Source organism: Planococcus beigongshangi, assembly GCF_016820495.1.
In the GTDB taxonomy this organism is placed as follows: domain Bacteria; phylum Bacillota; class Bacilli; order Bacillales_A; family Planococcaceae; genus Planococcus; species Planococcus beigongshangi.
The window spans coordinates 141115-158937 of sequence record NZ_JADHDU010000003.1; the positions used below are offsets into that span (position 1 = coordinate 141115).

Genomic DNA, 17823 nt, shown 5'->3' on the forward strand with positions numbered 1-17823 from the left:
GCTATCAATAATGTGTGCCGGTAAACCGGATTTCACTATCCCGTTTTGATAGCTACCTCACCCAAAGTTCAAGAACAACAGCGGATGTTTTTCGCCGGGGCGAAAAACTCCAATCCCTTGAAGGAAGGCTTCGCGTCCGCGAAGCCTTTTTCATACCATTCTTTCAAAAAACAAAAAAGAGCGGTCACCCAAGGGCGGCCGCTCTTTCAATATTAGTTGATGTAATTCGATGGGTTGACTGCATTTGTGCGTGAGCCATTCCAATTTCCTACGTGCACTTCGAAGTGAAGGTGCGGTCCGCTTGAACGTCCTGTGCTGCCCATCGCGCCGATGCGGCCGCCCTGGGAGACATATTGTCCCTGGCTGACAGAGATGGAATTCAAGTGTGCATATACAGTGGCATGGGTTTTGCCGTTGATGGAATGCGTCATCATGACGACATTTCCGTAAGTGCCCATTGCTCCAGCAAATGTTACATAGCCTGAAGCCGCTGCCTGGATTGGTGTACCCGTGCCGTTGGCGATATCAATCCCGTGGTGGAATTCTCTGGCACCAAAGATTGTGCGGTATCCGTATGGAGATGAAATGCGTCCAGATGCCGGGCGAATAAATCCGCCGCTATTGGATTCTGGTGGTGCAGAAACGGACGGTGCCGGTGTACTGTCTTTTTCTTTTGCTTCAGCTTCGCGTTTCGCAGCTGCTTCACGCTCATCTGCTGCCTGGCGTTCAGCTTCATTTTTCGCTGCCGCGCGTTCTGCCGCCGCTTTTTCGGCTGCTGCTTTCTCAGCCGCTGCACGTTCCGCCGCCGCTTTTTCAGCTGCTGCGCGTTCCGCTGCTAATCTCGCCTGGCGCTCTTCTTCAGCTTTTCTTGCCAATTCTGCAAGGCGTTCCTGTTCGGCAACGATCTGTTTTTCAAGATCTGCGCTGATTTCGATAACGTCAGCATATTCTTCGCCCAAAACGACTTTTTCGCTTTCAAGGCGTTTTTGTTCTGCTTTCAACTCTTCAGCAAGAACCCCTTGCTCTTTTTTCTGGCCGTCAAGGTCGGCTTTCAAGCCTTTCAATTCAGCACCGCGCGCTTCCTGCTCTGCCAGTTTCGTTTCGACAGAAGCTTTTTGTTCAGCCAGCAACTCTTTATCCGCTGCCTGTTCACGCATGATTTCGCGGTCAGCGTCGATCAATGTGCTGACTGCAGAAAAACGGTCGATGAAATCAACGAAGCTGTTGGCGCCAAGAAGGACATCAATATAGTCGACAGAACCGCCGCTCAATTGGATTGCGCGGGCGCGTTCCTGGAGAAGTTCAGTGCGTTCTTCGATCTTATGTATCAATACCTCAATGGATGCGCGAAGTTCTTCGATCTCCTCTTTTGTTTGGGCGATTTCAGCTTCGACACCTTTGATCTTGCCTTCAGTTTCTTTGACTTTATTGTTCAGTTCCTGGATTTTTCCCAGAATGGTTTCAAGGTTTGAAACTGTTTCTTTAATCTCGGTATCTTTTTGCTTGATCCCTGAATTCAATTCGTTCTTTTTCTGCTCGGCTTCCTGTTGCTTCTGCTCGAGCTCGCTTAACGTATTGGCATTGGCGTCGACGGTTGGCAATAAAATTGAGATGGCTAGCAATGATGAAATTCCGGACAACATCCATTTCGACTTCAAGTTCAAGTTGTTTACCCCTTTCAAAATATCAAATATATATTCTTAATCTATAATCTTTATCTATTATTGAATAGTTTTTTCAAATGAAAAATTGCGTCTATTAAAATCGCAGCACGTTCATTATAACAGCTGTAAACCTTTATAATATTACAGTTGTATATCAATTTATAACGTAATGTAACACTCCGGGTGAGTCAAAAGACCTTGGTATCATACTGGAAAATGAGTTTTGAAAATCCCTGCCGAAGTTTTCTCTAACTCTTACGTAATGTAATCAAAACAGAATAGACTCGCTGTAAGACAAGAGAATCACCAGTTAACTTTTTTATCCGACTGCTCATAATTTTCAGCTTGTTATATTTTCATGGGCTTATTCTTTGAATTTATTCCATCGGAAGGGTGTGAAAGAAACAGGTCTATATTCCTGAGATATATTACAAGCAAATCAAAACGGCAAGAGGAGGAAAGAAATGCGGTCCCGAGAAGAAACGCAGAAATAAAATCTATGCGGGCATAATGATTTTGGCAGATTCGTTTAAACGTGGGGCGCACAGTGGACAGGTGAGTGTGTCAAGGAACTCCTCGGCGTGCTATAATGCAAGATAGTAATGGAGTGATGGAAATGGCAAAAGAAAAGAAAAAAAGCGGCACGGGCCAAGGCACCGGCAAAAAAGGCTGGAATCGCTGGAAAGCGGGATCCAATAAAGCCAAAAGCTTCAAGCCTTACACAAGTAAAAACACCAAAAAAACAGATGCCGGCAAATCAGGCGAAAAAGCGAATTCTGACGAACCGGGCTGGATTGACGGCTAATCAATGCTTATATAGTAGAAACAGAATTGCCGCCCTGAAGAGGGGCGGCATTTTTTTGTATGAGAGGCTTGGCGATCACAAAACGGCTTATCCCGATCATAAAAGTCGTTATGCCGATCATAAAACGACTTATCCCGATCACAAACTGGCTCATCCCGATCACAAAAGTTCAAATCCCCCTTTTTTCATCTAAGAATCTTGATTGGGACTGCGCCAAATGGAATGATATGGTATAGAAGGATAATAGTCAGGAGGGAATCGGGATGGAAAAGGAAGAAAAACACGCAAAACGGGACGAAAGCTTACCGGAAGTCAGAGAGCAGCTCTTGGAACGGGCATTACGGGATCTTCAGCAGGATCCGGATGTGCTTGCCATTTATCTGACAGGCTCCCTCGCCAAGGGGAACGCGGACAGCTACTCGGATATCGATCTCCACACCATCGTCAAACCAGATAAGCTGGAAGGTTTTATTGCCAATAAGTTTGGACGCGCAGGGGGCTGGGGCCATGTGCTGTTTTATGAAGGGATTGCGGCATCCCCGGTGATTGTCAGCCATTTCGACTGCTTTGTTAAAGTCGATTCCTGGTATCAGACGATCGACGAAATCCAACCGTCGATTTGGCTGAAAGGCATGAAGATCCTCTATGATCCACACAGGATCCTGGAGCCGATCCGCCAGCTTTCGGAAGAGGCCGTCTATACAGTTTCACCTGCGGAAGTCGGGTTCTGGCGCACGAAGATGCTGGCGTTCATCCACGAAACCTACCGGGCAGGCATGCGGGATGAACCCTATTATGCACTCGCCAATCTCGATAGCGTCCGCTGGCTGATGGCATACGGCTGGTATATGGAAATGGGCGAGCATCTCGACAGCCCTTATCAGGTCTGGTCAAAAATCGAAGGGCCGCGAAGCCTGCTGCGCGAGGATCAGCTGCAGCGATTGGCTGGTTGGTCGGCTGATCGGCATGTCCGCAGCCTATTAACTGCACTCGGGCACATAGCGACGGAATTCGTTCAGCTCAATAAAACATTGAGCCGGCAAGCGGGCGTCGAGGATGGCAGTGAATCAGTGGAAAAAGCATTGAATCTGGTGCTCTAAGGAGGCAGCTGAGATGAAGATCCGCAAAATGGTCCATGAAGATCTGGAGCTGATGACGAAATGGCTCAATACGAAGGAAATCCTTGAATTCTTTGGCCACCCGAGCGCACCGCCGAGCGCCCGGCAAGTACAGGAGAAATACGGCCCGCGGATTGACGGGGCGATAGCGGTGGAACCGTATATTGCGGAAACAGATGGGCGGCCGTTCGCATTCCTGCAAGGCTACCGTATAGCGAACGCGGATTACGCAAATTACGGTTACGCTATGGATGAAACGATTTACGGCATCGACCAGTTCATAGGAGAACCGGCTCTTTTCAATAAAGGCTATGGCACTCGATTGGTAACGGAATTCGTGAATTTTATTTTTCAGGAAAAACAGGCGGACGCCATCGTGTTGGATCCGGAGCTGAGCAATCCACGGGCCATCCGCTGCTATGAGAAATGCGGTTTCCGTAAAGTGAAGAAGATTGAAGGCAATAAGAAATGGCTGATGGAAATTTCGCGGGACACCGGAATCCTTCAGTTCAGCGGCAGCAGAGAAAGCGGAGGGAAGCAATGAGAAGAGTGAACGTTTCACTATATAGCGAAGAATGGCCGGTTTTATTCGCAGAGGAATCGGGGCAAATCAAGCGGATCTTGGGGGAAGAGCTGGTGGAGATCCATCATTTCGGCAGCACTTCGGTTCCCAGTCTCGCAGCGAAGTCGATCATCGATATGCTGGGCGTCGTGAAAGACATCGAGTTGGTCGACCGATTTAATGCGGAACTGCAGATTTTCGGCTACGAAGGAAAAGGCGAAAATGGCATTCCAGGCCGCAGGTATTTCCAAAAAGGCGGCGATGAGCGGACGCACCACCTGCATATTTACCAGATCGGCAGTCCTGAAATCGGGCGTCATCTGGTATTCAGGGATTTCCTTCGCGCGCACCCTGACGCTGCGGAAGAGTACGGGGAGTTGAAGCTGCGTCTTGCCAAACAATTTCCGTATGACATCGATTCGTATATCAATGGCAAAGAGGGATTGGCGACGGACATCCAAGGACAGGCAATTGCATGGCAACGAAATCAGGAAAAATACTGATAGTGCAAAGAAGCAAATCATGACATCATTCATCTTCGATATGGACGGAACGTTATTTCAGACCGATAAGATTCTGGAGTTGGCGCTTGTAGATGCGTTTGACCGGTTAAGGAAGCTGAACCTTTGGGATGCGGGGACGCCGATTGATAAATACCGTGAAATCATGGGTGTGCCGCTGCCGAAAGTTTGGGAAGAACTGCTGCCTCAACACTCCGGTGAAGTCCGGAAAGCCGCAAACGAATTTTTCCACGAACGGTTGATCTGGAACATCCAAAACGGCAACGGCGCATTATATCCGAATGTCGAAGAGGTGTTCAAGTACATAACGGACAATGACCATAAGATCTATATCGCAAGCAACGGCTTAACTGCCTATTTGGCCGCCATCACCAAGTTTTATCGGCTGGATCGCTGGGTCACAGAGACCTTCAGCATCGAACAGGTCTCTTCATTGGATAAAGGCGAACTGGTGCGCTCGATCATGGAGAAGTATCATATTCAGGACGGAGCTGTCATCGGCGACCGGCTGTCCGATATCAACGCCGCAAAAGCTAATAAGCTGACCGCCATCGGCTGCAGGTTCGATTTTGCGCAGGAATCGGAATTGGCCCAGGCTGATTTTGTGATTGAGGATTTGGCGGAATTGATGGACTTAACAAATGGAGACATTTTACACGCGAATAAAGTCCGGCGAGCGGATTGATCATTGACTTTTTAATATGGAAGAGGCTGTCGGGATGCGATTATCCGACAGCCTCTTTGTGTTTTCCTATACAAAATGGCTGAGTGCTCATAGAACGTCGAAAAGTGCTCATAGAATCCGCTGAGTGATCATAGAACGCACTGAGTGATCATAGAACACCAAAAAGTGCTCATAGAATCAAATAAGTGCTCATAGAATCCAACCGGCTGAAAAATAAAGCAGAATAGAGAGTGAAAATAAAAAAGGTAAAGATTTCTTTACATTTCAACTTCAATGTTTTATTATATACGTAAAGATATCTTTACATAAATTTTCCTGAAAGCAGGGATCGGCATGCCGGTGAAAAATAATATCCAAAAAATCCGGAAAGAGCGGGGCATCAAGCAAATAACGATGGCTGAAGATCTGCAGGTAACGCGGCAGACGTTTACGGCCATCGAGAAGAATAAATACAATCCGAGTCTGGAATTGGCGTTGAAAATCATCAAGTATTTCGATCTGCCGATTGAGGAAGTATTCACACTGGAAGAGGAGGAAGGGAAATGAAAAAGAAAAAATATGCAAAGTGGAATATTACGATTGGAGCGACAGGCGGGTTGATCGGCATGATCATTGGAACGCTCATTTTCAGCGGAGTCGACTGGTCAGCCATACTGGGGGCTTTCACCGGTTTTGCTGTCATTTTTCTTATCAACTTTTTCTACGTGAGGTCGAAGAAGGACAAAACACCGGAAGTCGATGAACGGACCGTCAATAATGTACGCAAGTATTATGCCATTATCGCCAATGTGTTCCTGGGCGTGCTCTTTCTGGCGCTGGCCGGGTTTACCTATGCGGGACAGGACCAGATTTCAATCAGCTATCTATGGATTTTCGTCATCGCTTATATGCTGATCAGCGGGATTGGCGCACTGGTTGTCAGCCGGAGATAGAGCCGGCAAAGGAGGAAGCAGGAATCCGGGCTTCCTCCTTTTTATTTGTCCTTCCTGCATTGAAACTTTCTCATGCAGCGCCCGTATAAAATAAGAGGGAGAGGTGCTGACATGGAAAATGGATTTATCTTGATCGGCTTATTTGTCGCCGGTTTTATTGTCTACCAGCTGTTGACGCGAAACGGCCGGAAACTGAAGAAGATCCGGCAGGAATGGGAGACCGGCGACTTCATCGCGCTGAGTGAGGATGTTGAATCCGTTTCCTCGTATTGGCGGAATAAAAAAGAGCGTACGGATTTTTATGCCGGCGTCGATGGCATCACGTGGGACGACCTGTCGATGGATCAGGTATTCAAAAAAGTGAATTACACCCAGACCAGCGTCGGTTCGGAGTACTTGTTCAATCAGCTGCGGGATATAGATCCGAAACTCGGGGATCTTCAGTCAACAGAAGAACTTTACAGGCTCGTCGAGAAGGATCAGGCGCTGAGGGAAAAAGTTCTCCTCATTTTGTCCGGTCTCGGCAAACGCAATTATACCGATACATCCTCTTATTTTTATGAACTTAATGACCAGAAGATCAAATTTGCATACCTCTATATTTTTCTCGCCTGTCTGCCGGTGCTGTCTGTTCTTCTGATGTTCTTCAATTTCAATCTGGGACTTCTCAGCCTGACAGGTTCAATCGTTCTGAATGCGGTGATTTATTACCGCAATAAAAAGATGCTGGAAAATGATCTGCATTCCATTACCTATGCGGCTGCCATTGTGAATACGGGGAAAAGCCTGGCAGCTATGCGCCATCCGCAGCTTCCTGTTTTTGAGGATATCCTGAAAAGGGAAGGAAGAGGCCTGGGGAAAGTGTCTTTCTTCGGTCAGTTGCTTGCGATCGGCAATAAAAATGGAGGGGACTTCGATTTATTCTTCGAATACTTCCGTATTGTGTTTTTGCTCGATTTCATTTCCTACAATCAAATCGTGAATACGATTGCCGCGCACCGAAAAGCCTATCAGCAATTATGGGAAGCGATCGGTCAACTGGATGCCGCGATTGCGGTTGCTTTTTACCGGAAATCGCTGCCGTTTTATACAACGCCTCAGTTCATTGCCGAAGAGGCGCTTGCTTTTGAGGATTTAGTGCATCCGCTGCTGAAGGATCCTGTTGCGAATTCGTCGGTGCTTGGCAAGTCCGTGCTGATCACGGGATCCAATGCGTCCGGAAAATCGACTTACATCAAAGCGGTCGCCATCAATGCGATCCTGGCGCAGACGATTAACACGGTTCTGGCTAAGGCTTGGACGATGAAGCCCAGCTATATCGTGACTTCGATGGCTATCCAGGACAATGTCATGGACGGGGACAGTTATTTTATCGCAGAAATAAAATCGCTGAAACGGATCATCCGGCTGAGCGGGGAAAAGAAACCGCTCCTTTCTTTTGTGGATGAGATTTTGAAAGGCACCAATACGATTGAGCGGATTTCCGCCTCAGCCGCCATGATGGAATGGCTGTCTGACCATACAGGCATGAACATCATCGCCTCGCATGATATCGAATTGACGGAGATTGCAGGAGAAGTCTACACGAATTATCATTTCCGCGAATCAATCGAGGACGGTGAAGTGCTGTTCGATTATAAAATCCACAATGGGCCGTCGCAAACACGGAATGCCATCAAGTTGTTGGAAATTATTGGGTATCCAGAAAGTGTGACAGCCCGGGCGAATGGCCTGGCGGAGCACTTTACCGAGGCGCGCGAATGGAAAGAGCTGGCTGTGTCTGTCTCCGGATCCGCTGAGTGATCATAGAACACCGAAAAGTGCTCATAGAATCAAATGAGTGCTCATAGAACACCAAAAACTGCTCATAGAATCCCGACGACATAAATCGGCCTCTTTTAATCGTCGGATTACAGCTGTTTCTCGGCTGTAATCTCTTATTTTCTTAAAAAGTTGGACACTTAAGAACGAATTCCAGTGTAAAATCGATTTTTTCAACGCAATTGGTTTCCAGACAAACGAAAAGAGGAGCTGCTCAATTTAAAATTGGACAGCTCCTCTTTTTTGAGGCCTGAATATTCATTGAGCTGAATCACGTTCAAGAATTTAATGGTGATGTGCATACTTATTCATACAAAGAATGGAATCCTCATGTTCATGCGCATCGGTTTCCATTTGGATGGTCACATGATTGATGTCTTGATGCTTAAGATTATGTTCGATAGCATGAACCATCTTTTCGCTTTCAGCCAAAGTCAGCTGATTGCCGACCACCACGTGGCAGGATAGCGCGTTCATGCCGCTCGTGATGGACCAGACATGCAAATCATGGACGCTGCGGACGCCTTCGGTTTTTTTGATTGTCTCAAGAATATCTTCTATTTTTATATTCTGCGGGGTGCCTTCCATCAGTACATGGAGCGAAGATTTTGTTACATAATAGCCGCTCCGCAGAACTAGCGCCGCAACGATGACACTCGCTGCCGGATCAGCCCATCCCCAGCCGAAGAAAATGATGAGCAGCGCGGCCGAAATGGCACCGACTGACCCCAGCAGATCGCTCAGCACGTGCAAATAAGCGCCGCGCATATTCAAATTTTCTTTTGTATCGCCGCCGCGCATCATGATCCAGGCGACAAGCATATTGACCAGTAGTCCGAAGACGCTGATGATGAGCATGCCGGTCGCAGCGACTTCGGGCGGATTTGCGAACCGGCCGACCGCTTCATAGAAAATATAGAGCGCTACACCGATCAGCGTCACGCCGTTGATCGTCGCTGCAAGAATTTCAAAGCGTTTATACCCGTATGTTTTCCTGTGGTTTGCTGCCTTTTCGGCCAGCATGAACGCAATCAGGGCGATCGCAAGGGAAATGGAATCGCTCAGCATATGGCCGGCATCCGCCAGCAGCGCCAGACTGTTCGTCAGAAAACCGCCGACCGCTTCGATGATCATGTAACTGGTGATGATGATGAATGAAATGAGAAGCACTTTCTTATTCGCTCCATGGGTATGACCATGGCTGTGGTCATGCGCCATCTCGGTTCCTCCTTTCCTTTCAGGAATTTTAAGGATGAGCCGCGTGCTCGATCGCCTGATTCAACAAGTTGATGACATGTTCATCATCTTTTGAATAGTAGAGAGTCGTTCCGGCCCTTCTGAATTTCACCAGCCGCAATTGCTTCAAAAACCGCAGTTGATGCGACACCGTGGACTGGCCGAGATCCAGTTTCTCCGCCAGCTCGTTGACGGAATGCTCAGCGACACAAAGCAGATTCAAAATCCGGATCCGTGTCGGATCGCTCAATGCTTTAAACGTCTGGGACACGATGAAAAGCGTTTCTTCATCCAAAGGATGTTCGCTTGCCGTAAAAGTTTCATCTTGTTTCATCATGCAGGGCACCTCCGATCATCCGTTATATATGACTATATGTTCATATATCGATTATATGGCTTTTACTCGAATAAATCCAATGATTAGGAAAGGAGGAGCCCCCAATGTTGAAGGAGAGATTCTATCTTAATAAAAACTGGATGAGGCGAGCCAAAAAGAAGGTTTTCATCAATATAGGATCATCGAAAAAGAAATGCTTTTATCCAGTGAGGGGATTTTATACGTCGAAGCGTCCCACTTATGTGCGGAGAATAGGATTTATGTGCGGTGAACAGACTTTATGTGCGCAGAATCAAGTTTGTGTGCGGAAAATGAGATTTATGTGCGCAGATAGAAAAATATGTGCGCAGTACTAATTACACGTCACTGCTATCAATAATATGCGCCGGTAATCCGGGTTCCACTCTCGATTTAAAAACCACCTCATCCATAATCCAAGAACAACAGCGGACGTTTTTCGCCGGGGCGAAAAACTCCAATCCCTTAAAGGAAGGCTTCGCATCCGCGAAGCCTTTTTCATAACAAAGTTCTTTTTTAAAAGCTCTGCATCATACACGGGCTATTTATAATTTTTCAAATTTTTGGTAAAATGTTTGAGTAGCGAAATTAAGTAAGGGGCGCAGATTTGGATGAGTAAAAGTGAGCAGCTGAAACCTGCCTGTCTGATATCTATGCCAAAAGTGAAAAACACAGGCAAAACCATAATTATTTTTCATGGCTGGGGATCAAGTGTGAAGAATTATGTGGATTTTGCAAGATCTCTGTCTTTATGCGGATTCAAGGCAGTAGTTCCGGAACTGCTTTTCCATGATAGCCGAGGCAGACTGGAAAATCATTTCAGCAAAGAAATCACACAGGAATATTTTTGGAAGACGATTTTTTCAACAATTGATGAAGTTGACTTTCTCCTTGATGAATTAGCAATTTCCAAAAAAGATACTCTCCTTCTGGGAGTCTCCATGGGCGGCTTCATCTCGAGCGGAATCTATGCCGGATCTCAAGAGTTTGCCGGTTTGATTAGCATTAACGGTTCCGGATCATTTCAGTTGTCGGAAGAAATTTTCAGGGAGCAAGATGGCCGTCCGGTTTTATCGATTGAAGAAATACATAGATTAAACGCTTATGATCCAAGGCATAAAGACAAACCGATAGCTCCTGTATTGCTGATGCACGGGGAGCGGGATTCCATCGTTTCCATCAAGGGGCAGGAAGATTATTATGCTTATTTGCGTGAAGGATCATCAGAGAGGGACGTCACTTTTCTGAAGTATGAAAATGTTGATCATGCAATATCTGAGGACATGACCAGCGATTTGATCCGGTGGCTGGAAAAGCGATTTGCACTTTAAAAGTATCAATTTTTGTTGATAAAGACACAACTTTAATATTCAAGGAGGTCATCATCATCAAACCAACTATTCTACTGCTGGGAACCCACCATTTTTCCGCACACGATAACGGGGATTTATTCCGACCTGAAAAAGACGATATGCTATCGGAAACGCGACAGATAGAAATCGAGGAAGTGATCGGCCTCCTTAAGGATTTCAGGCCGACGAAAATCGCTCTGGAAGCGGTGGAAGGGCTTCAAGGCGCATTAAACGAGGGATATCAGGACTTTTTGAGTGGACAATACATATTGGGCGTCAATGAAATCGAACAGATAGGATACCGACTGGCGAAGGACTGCAGTCTCCCGGCAGTCCATGCAGTGGATTGGAATGAAGACGAGGAGGATGTACCGGAAATGTCCGATTTGAGCACAGCGGAAAATGGCAAATATTACGATGCAGCCATGCAGATCGGACAGGAAATCACTTCTGACATGGAGGCGTTTTTCAAAGAACATACCTATAGGGAATTGCTGCTTTGGCTGAACGCGCCGGAGCAGGTTGCCAAAGGCCATGAAATTTACATGAAAATGGCTTTGGCGGGCGGGGATGAGCACCCGGCAGGCGCATTGTGGACCGCGAAATATTGGTATTACCGGAATCTGCTCATTTATAAAAACCTCATCAAGCTTATCGAATCGGACGAAGAACGGATTTTTGTTCTATATGGCGCAGGACATCTGCATTTATTGGGGCAATTCTTGAAGGAAAGCAACCTGGTGGAAGTGGAAGTTGCACATGAATATCTGAGCTGAATCCAGTGGCTCAGAAAAAGAAGAGGCGATTTAGATGGATATTAAATTTGTTTCACCAAAAGAAGTAAAGGAACTCTCCGTGTATCTCGAAAAGATGAACGCCGACAACAGCAGCCACATCGGTTTTTGCGGGGAACAGAGTGGGGAGATATACGATTCGTTGATGAATGACTTCTCCGATTTGAAAATAGAGGACTCATTTGCAGTTGCATGGGACAAGTCTCAAATAATTGGAGCAATGGGGCTGGATATTGACCTGGGCAATGGGGCCGCTGATGTCTGGGGGCCGTTCGTTACGGGCGGGGAAACGGATACCGCACAGGCATTATGGGAAAAAGTCCTTCTCAACCTCCCTGAAGAGATTAAATCCTGTTCTTTTTTCATTAATAAAGACAATGAATTCGCCAAAAAATTTGCCATACAAAACAATGCCGAATACTGCGGAGCGGATGCGGTACTTCACATAACGAGAAACACCTTCACTCAGGACGCCATCGACGCTTCCGAAAAAATGGGGGAAGCCTGCCACGATTCTTTCGCTCGTTTACATGATATGGCATTTCCCAAAACATATTTCAATTCAGGCACCATTTTAAGCAGAGTCAACAGCCATAATGATTTATTGATAATAAAAGAAGATGAAGCTAACATCAAAGGCTATGTTTATATAGAAGCAAATCCCGAACACAATGAAGGGAATATCGAATACATTGCTGTATCCGAAGGCGTCCGGGGCCAGGGAATAGGAAAAAGGTTATTAAAAGATGCAGTGAAGAAGCTCTTCTCCTATCCAAGTATCGGAGAAGTGACCATATGCGTATCGTGTGAAAATACAGCGGCCATCAATTTATACAAATCTGTCGGATTCAAAGAAAAATATGTTTTGGACAGTTATGAAGTGACGATGTAAGAATTGGGGGCGGATTCCGCATGAATAACAAGCTGAAAGACTGGAAAGACCCTGTGCTGCTGCTGGCTTCACTCGGAATCGCAGGAATCGGCGATTTCATCTATCTGGTCGCCATCAATATCATCGTTTACCAAATGACGGGTTCCGCCGCAGCGGTGGCCGGACTATGGATCATTGGGCCGATCGTCAATATCTTCACGAAGTTCTGGACGGGCAGTTTTATCGATTACCGAAGCAAAAAAGGCGTGATTATCGCGACTTACCTGATGCGGGCAGGATTTATCGCTTTGATCCCGTTTGCCCCCAGTATTGCCGGCATTTACATAATTCTGATTTTCCTGAGTGTGGCCAAATCCTTTTTCGGTCCTTCCTCGGTGACCTACACGACGATGCTCGTCCCGAAAGCGAAGAGGAAACGGTTCAACTCGATACGTTCAGTTACGGCTTCGGGAGCTTTCATCATCGGCCCGGCCATTGGCGGTACGCTGATCCTGCTTAGTTCCATCCACATCACTCTTTGGATCAATGCGGTTTTCTTTGTGATCGCGGCGCTTCTGCTTACAGTACTTCCGGAAAAAGAAACGATCGACCGGGAAGCAATACCTGCGATGACGGCGGCTCAAGTGAAAAGTGATTTTACCGTGGTCACAAAATTTCTTTCCGCCAATAAATACATAGCTTTGATCTACCTGAGTTTTATCGGGGTCATGATTTTTACATTCGCCATGGATGCACAGGAAGTGGTCTTTACGCAGAAAGTGATCGGGTTGTCTGAAGTGGATTACAGCCTGCTGATCAGCATCACCGGCATCGGCTCGGTGGCTGGCGGACTCCTGCTTTCCATTTTTTCTTCTAAGTTTTCATTGCGGCTGATGATTGTGCTCGGTGTACTGATGACATCAGCCGGCTATCTGATCTATGCGTTTTCCTGGTCGTTCCTGTCCATTACGGCCGGATTTCTGATTCTGGGTTTTTTCAACGTATTTATGAATGCGGGAATTTCCACGTTTTATCAGAACAATATACAGGTTGCGCTGATGGGGCGGGTCACTAGCATTTTTCAGCTGATCCAAAGCGCCGTTCAGGTGGTTTTCATACTGGGCATCGGGATCTTGGCGGATGTCTTATCGCTCCGCATCACGATTGTCGCGCTCGCCATCATCATGCTGCTGGCGGCTGTCGTTTTCTCTTATTTTGTAATGAAACCTCAGAAAGCTGTATTTTATCAAGAAGAAGAGGCGGACAATGAAGTGTTGGTTTAGCCAATAGCTTCTTTTCATATGAATTTATTGAAATACATTTAAATCATACTCACCAGGAGGAACCCTATGAATTACATACAGGAAATGCGCCGGTTGATCGGCAACCAGACGCTGATGACGGTCGGCTGCGGGATTATTATGGAGAAGGATGGACAGATTTTATTGCAGCACAGGAAAGACAACGACGTCTGGGGAATTCCGGGAGGTGTGATGGAACTGGGCGAAACGTTCATGGGAGCGGCTATGCGCGAAACGTTGGAGGAAACCGGATTGAAAACGGAAAACCTGCGTCTTTTCGGCCTCTACTCAGGCAATGAAGGATTCGCGGAATATCAAAATGGCGACAAGATATTCAGCGTCCAGATCATTTTCCGCACAACCGAATTTTCAGGGGAGCTGATTCAGGATGCGCTGGAAAGCCGGGAGCATCGATTCTTTTCCCGAACGGACCTGCCACATTTGAATCCTCATCAGGCGCGGTTCATATTGGATTGGGTGGATGGTGTGGAAGGGCCGGTTGTGAAGTAGTGACTTGCTGCATTTATTGGAAACGATTCTAAGCATCTGCCAATCAGGAGGAATACGAAAATGAAAGATCTGCGTCAATCCCTACATATCACACCAATAACCGCACAATATGAAGAAGTGGCCAGACAATTGATCCTGGATGGACTGGAAGAGCGCTTTGGATTCCTGGATCATTCCTTCAATCCGGACCTGAAAGATATCATGCGAAACTACACCCAGGGCGATGCTGTGTTTTTGATTGGCCTTGCTGGCAATGAAGTCGTGTGTACAGGTGCGTTGACGAGAGAAAGCGGAACGGCTGGCAGGATTCAGCGGATGTCGGTGAAGAAATCCCATCGACGGGAGGGACTGGCGGAATTGATGCTGCAGCAGCTCGAGAAAAAAGCACGACAAGCAGGATATCGGTCATTGAAGCTGGAAACGAATAATGAGTGGCACAGTGCTGTCAGCTTTTATACAAAAATGGGCTACCAAGTGGATTGGAAAGATGAGGAGCGGAGTCATTTTGTAAAGAGACTGGATCAATTGCGGGTATGATCGGATGAAGATAGCTGAATTAAGAGTAAACTAGACAAAAAGCGAGTGTTTTTTTTAGATCTTGAAGATTATCTTCTATACAGAACAAAGTCATAAAATGAGAAGCTGGGTTGAGCTGACGAATGAAGAATAGAGCTGGAATAAGACTTGGATATTCCTGTTATTTCTAGAATTTCAGGTGAATAAGTTAAAAGTTCCCAACTCGAAAAATTTATGTGCGGAAACGGACTGCTTGTGCGCGGAAAACAGGATTTGTGCGCGGGAAAGGCATGTTTATGTGCGCAAAACAGAATTTGTGCTCAACTTAATAATAAAATGATATAAAATGTGTTTTTCTGATGCCCGCTGAACGGCCATCATCCCCAGAACCTGCTACACCCAAAGTTCAAGAGCAACAGCGGACGTTTTTCGCCACGCGAAAAACTCCAATCTTTTAAAGGAAGGCTTCGCCTCCGCGAAGCCTTTTTCATCTCAAAGTTCTTTGGATGAGAGCTCAGCCAGTTTTGAAAGAACTCTAAAGATTTTAGGAATAACGGGGAGGGTGATCTTCATGAAGCTCGGCTTGAAGCAGGATGAAGTGAAAATTGTGGAATATACGCCTGAGTGGCACGAAGAATTTATTCGGGTGAAAGAGGAGCTCGTAGATCACACCGGTTTGGATGGAAAGCGCATTGAGCACATTGGCAGCACGGCGATCGAGGGGATGAGTGCAAAGCCGATCCTGGATCTCATGGTTGGGGTGGACGATTTGCGGCAAGTGGATAAGGAATTGCTTCAGGCGTTCCAAAAGGCGGGTTTTCTGCGTCTGAAGGTCGAGCGGCCGGGCGAAATCGTGCTGGCGAAATTTACCGACGACACGTATCAGGAGAAAACTCATTTCATCCATTTGGTCGAATATCGGAAAGAGCTGTGGGGAAAGCTGATTTTCTTCCGGGATTATCTGAATGCGGAGGAAGTGGCCAGAAAGGAGTATCTGGCGGTCAAGTTGGCGTATTTGAAGAATTCTGCTACAGGCATCAATGCTTACACGGATTCGAAAGAAGCATTCGTGCGGGACATCGTGTCAAAAAGATTTTCATCTTAAATAAAAAAGGGAATTCCGTATTGATTAAGGGAGAGGTTAACATGAAAAGAACTTTAGTCATCAGCGACATCCATGGTGAGCTGGAACTTTTTCAGGAATTGCTGTTGGAGGCTGGATATGACGCGAATGAAGACCAGCTGATTTTACTGGGAGATTACGTGGACCGCGGTCCGGATTCAAAAGGCGTGCTGGAGCGGGTCATCGAATTGAAAAAAACGGGCGCCATCGTTTTGCGGGGCAATCACGATAATATGATGCTCGCTGCAGTGAATGATGAACCCGGCTCTAAGGAAAGATGGGCCAGAAACGGAGGAATCCCCACTTTGCAAAGTTACGATCCATCGATTGCCGATATGATGTTTCCGGCGGCACAATCTTTTTGGGCACATGTCGAATTTATTCGCGGAACGGGTTATTTCCATGAGACAGACGATTATATTTTCGTGCATGCGGGTGTGCAGCCGGGTACGCCGGTGGAGCAGACGGACCCGTATACGCTGATGTGGATCCGTGAGGAATTTTATCTGGCATATGAAGGTGACAAGACGGTCGTTTTTGGCCATACGCCGGCGTTTCTGCTGCGGGGGACAGACAATCACGACATCTTTTTTGGCGACAATAGCATCATCGGCATCGACGGCGGTGCGGCTTACGATGGCCAGCTGAATTGTCTGGAATTGCCGGGGCGGAAGAGTTATTCGGTGAAGAAAAGTTGAAGCATCCACCAAAATCCACATGTCAGAAAGAGGTAACGTATGGAGTTTTATAAATTCAATAAAAGCAGCGGCAAGAAAATTTCGAAGTTCGATTCAGATTTTATTATGTCCCGCATTCTTCAAACGGACAAACCGGCGAATATCGGCTGCATACATTTAGAAGAAAACGGGGTAGTAGGGTATCACCAGGCGGTAACGCCGCAGCTTCTGTTAGTCGTAAGCGGTGAAGGATCCGTCCGCGGTGAAATGGATGAGTACTTTTACGTTGGAGTCGGCGATGCCGTGTTTTGGAATAAAGGCGAATGGCACGAAACCAAGTCGGAAAGCGGAATGACTGCCATCGTCATAGAAAGTGAAGCGTTGGAACCGGCATCGTTCATGCAGAAAAAATAAAGGCTGCGCCACTTTTGGATAAGGGAAATGAGGCGGCATTTTGGTCGAAAAAAGCATGCCGATCACAAAACCTCTTATAGCGATCACAAAAGTCCACATGCCGATCACAAACACCGTTATGCCGATCACAAAAGTCCATATGCCGATCATAAAACCCAGTATGCCGATCACAAAACCAAAATCACTATGAAATAAGCCCATTTCCACCATCATTTTCGTAATTTCTCAGCCTGAAAATCCGATTTGCCGAAAAATATCAGAGTCCCTAACCGAAATCCCTTCAAAACGAGCCAAATCGAATCGATTTTCACCCAAAACAGAATCAGGCACCATAAAAGAAGGCACATCCCCAAATACGTCCAATACGTCCCCCATCCCCAGTTCAAGAGCAGCAGCGGAGGTTTTTCGCCGTCGCGAAAAACTCCAATCCCTTAAGGAAGGCTTCGCGTCCGCGAAGCCTTTTTCATTCATTAGTTAATCAGTCGACTTAAATGAGAGTTTCGCACCATCAGATTCCCCGTTTCCGAAAACACAATCCAGCCGTAAAATAGTTGCTATTATTTGAA

21 protein-coding genes are annotated in these 17823 nt (G+C 46.6%); 18 read left to right on the forward strand and 3 right to left on the reverse strand.

Features of this window, described 5'->3' with window-relative positions; genetic code table 11:
* Positions 1 to 212: 212 nt before the first annotated feature.
* Positions 213 to 1664 carry a murein hydrolase activator EnvC family protein gene (locus IQ294_RS07780; RefSeq protein ID WP_203333471.1) on the reverse strand — a complete coding sequence of 484 codons (1452 nt, stop codon included), beginning with the start codon at positions 1662 to 1664 and terminating at the stop codon, positions 213 to 215.
* Positions 1665 to 2280: 616 nt separating this feature from the next.
* Between IQ294_RS07780 and IQ294_RS07785 the strand changes: the two genes are divergently transcribed.
* From IQ294_RS07785 to IQ294_RS07820, 8 genes are all read left to right on the forward strand, one after another.
* Positions 2281 to 2469, forward strand: a complete 189-nt coding sequence (locus IQ294_RS07785; RefSeq protein ID WP_203333472.1) for a DUF3934 family protein — start codon at positions 2281 to 2283, stop codon at positions 2467 to 2469.
* A gap of 263 nt (positions 2470 to 2732) precedes the next feature.
* Positions 2733 to 3569 carry a nucleotidyltransferase domain-containing protein gene (locus tag IQ294_RS07790; protein WP_203333473.1) on the forward strand — a complete coding sequence of 279 codons (837 nt, stop codon included), beginning with the start codon at positions 2733 to 2735 and terminating at the stop codon, positions 3567 to 3569.
* Between the two features lie 13 nt (positions 3570 to 3582).
* The gene (locus IQ294_RS07795) at positions 3583 to 4131 is read left to right on the forward strand and encodes a GNAT family N-acetyltransferase (protein WP_203333474.1); all 549 of its coding nucleotides are present in this window, start codon (positions 3583 to 3585) and stop codon (positions 4129 to 4131) included.
* Positions 4128 to 4652: a GrpB family protein gene (locus IQ294_RS07800; RefSeq protein ID WP_203333475.1), complete on the forward strand. Its 525-nt coding sequence runs from the start codon at positions 4128 to 4130 to the stop codon at positions 4650 to 4652. The genes IQ294_RS07795 and IQ294_RS07800 overlap by 4 nt, the downstream gene beginning before the upstream one ends.
* A 19-nt stretch (positions 4653 to 4671) precedes the next feature.
* Complete coding sequence (locus IQ294_RS07805; protein WP_203333476.1) at positions 4672 to 5355, forward strand: HAD family hydrolase; 684 nt, start codon at positions 4672 to 4674, stop codon at positions 5353 to 5355.
* 333 nt (positions 5356 to 5688) lie between these two features.
* The gene (locus IQ294_RS07810) at positions 5689 to 5901 is read left to right on the forward strand and encodes a helix-turn-helix transcriptional regulator (protein ID WP_203333477.1); all 213 of its coding nucleotides are present in this window, start codon (positions 5689 to 5691) and stop codon (positions 5899 to 5901) included.
* Positions 5898 to 6287 carry a hypothetical protein gene (locus IQ294_RS07815; protein ID WP_203333478.1) on the forward strand — a complete coding sequence of 130 codons (390 nt, stop codon included), beginning with the start codon at positions 5898 to 5900 and terminating at the stop codon, positions 6285 to 6287. Before IQ294_RS07810 ends, IQ294_RS07815 begins: the two co-directional genes overlap by 4 nt.
* Positions 6288 to 6398: 111 nt before the next feature.
* Positions 6399 to 8090 (forward strand): MutS-related protein, encoded by a 1692-nt coding sequence (locus tag IQ294_RS07820; RefSeq protein WP_203333479.1) that lies wholly within the window; start codon positions 6399 to 6401, stop codon positions 8088 to 8090.
* 303 nt (positions 8091 to 8393) lie between these two features.
* Here IQ294_RS07820 and IQ294_RS07825 read toward each other — a convergent pair whose 3' ends face one another.
* Positions 8394 to 9326, reverse strand: coding sequence for a cation diffusion facilitator family transporter (locus IQ294_RS07825; RefSeq protein ID WP_203333480.1), 933 nt, complete (start codon positions 9324 to 9326; stop codon positions 8394 to 8396).
* A gap of 28 nt (positions 9327 to 9354) precedes the next feature.
* Positions 9355 to 9681 carry an ArsR/SmtB family transcription factor gene (locus IQ294_RS07830; protein ID WP_284699725.1) on the reverse strand — a complete coding sequence of 109 codons (327 nt, stop codon included), beginning with the start codon at positions 9679 to 9681 and terminating at the stop codon, positions 9355 to 9357.
* 629 nt (positions 9682 to 10310) lie between these two features.
* Here IQ294_RS07830 and IQ294_RS07835 point away from each other — a divergent pair.
* The 10 genes from IQ294_RS07835 to IQ294_RS07880 all read left to right on the forward strand — a co-directional run bounded on the left by IQ294_RS07835 (position 10311) and on the right by IQ294_RS07880 (position 17447).
* Positions 10311 to 11030 (forward strand): alpha/beta hydrolase, encoded by a 720-nt coding sequence (locus tag IQ294_RS07835; protein WP_203333481.1) that lies wholly within the window; start codon positions 10311 to 10313, stop codon positions 11028 to 11030.
* A 140-nt stretch (positions 11031 to 11170) separates the two neighbouring features.
* Positions 11171 to 11827 (forward strand): DUF5694 domain-containing protein, encoded by a 657-nt coding sequence (locus tag IQ294_RS07840; protein ID WP_203333482.1) that lies wholly within the window; start codon positions 11171 to 11173, stop codon positions 11825 to 11827.
* A 34-nt stretch (positions 11828 to 11861) separates the two neighbouring features.
* On the forward strand, positions 11862 to 12737 hold the full coding sequence (locus tag IQ294_RS07845) for a GNAT family N-acetyltransferase (RefSeq protein WP_203333483.1): 876 nt from the start codon (positions 11862 to 11864) through the stop codon (positions 12735 to 12737).
* 20 nt (positions 12738 to 12757) lie between these two features.
* A complete protein-coding gene (locus tag IQ294_RS07850; protein WP_203333484.1) occupies positions 12758 to 13999 on the forward strand; it encodes an MFS transporter in 1242 nt (413 codons plus the stop codon).
* A gap of 66 nt (positions 14000 to 14065) precedes the next feature.
* A complete protein-coding gene (locus tag IQ294_RS07855; RefSeq protein WP_203333485.1) occupies positions 14066 to 14527 on the forward strand; it encodes an NUDIX hydrolase in 462 nt (153 codons plus the stop codon).
* A 60-nt stretch (positions 14528 to 14587) separates the two neighbouring features.
* Positions 14588 to 15064 carry a GNAT family N-acetyltransferase gene (locus IQ294_RS07860; protein WP_203333486.1) on the forward strand — a complete coding sequence of 159 codons (477 nt, stop codon included), beginning with the start codon at positions 14588 to 14590 and terminating at the stop codon, positions 15062 to 15064.
* 550 nt (positions 15065 to 15614) lie between these two features.
* Positions 15615 to 16148 (forward strand): GrpB family protein, encoded by a 534-nt coding sequence (locus IQ294_RS07865; protein WP_203333487.1) that lies wholly within the window; start codon positions 15615 to 15617, stop codon positions 16146 to 16148.
* 41 nt (positions 16149 to 16189) lie between these two features.
* Positions 16190 to 16864 (forward strand): metallophosphoesterase family protein, encoded by a 675-nt coding sequence (locus IQ294_RS07870; RefSeq protein WP_203333488.1) that lies wholly within the window; start codon positions 16190 to 16192, stop codon positions 16862 to 16864.
* Between the two features lie 39 nt (positions 16865 to 16903).
* A complete protein-coding gene (locus IQ294_RS07875) occupies positions 16904 to 17257 on the forward strand; it encodes a cupin domain-containing protein (RefSeq protein WP_203333489.1) in 354 nt (117 codons plus the stop codon).
* Between the two features lie 40 nt (positions 17258 to 17297).
* On the forward strand, positions 17298 to 17447 hold the full coding sequence (locus IQ294_RS07880) for a hypothetical protein (RefSeq protein WP_203333490.1): 150 nt from the start codon (positions 17298 to 17300) through the stop codon (positions 17445 to 17447).
* Positions 17448 to 17823 lie beyond the last annotated feature (376 nt).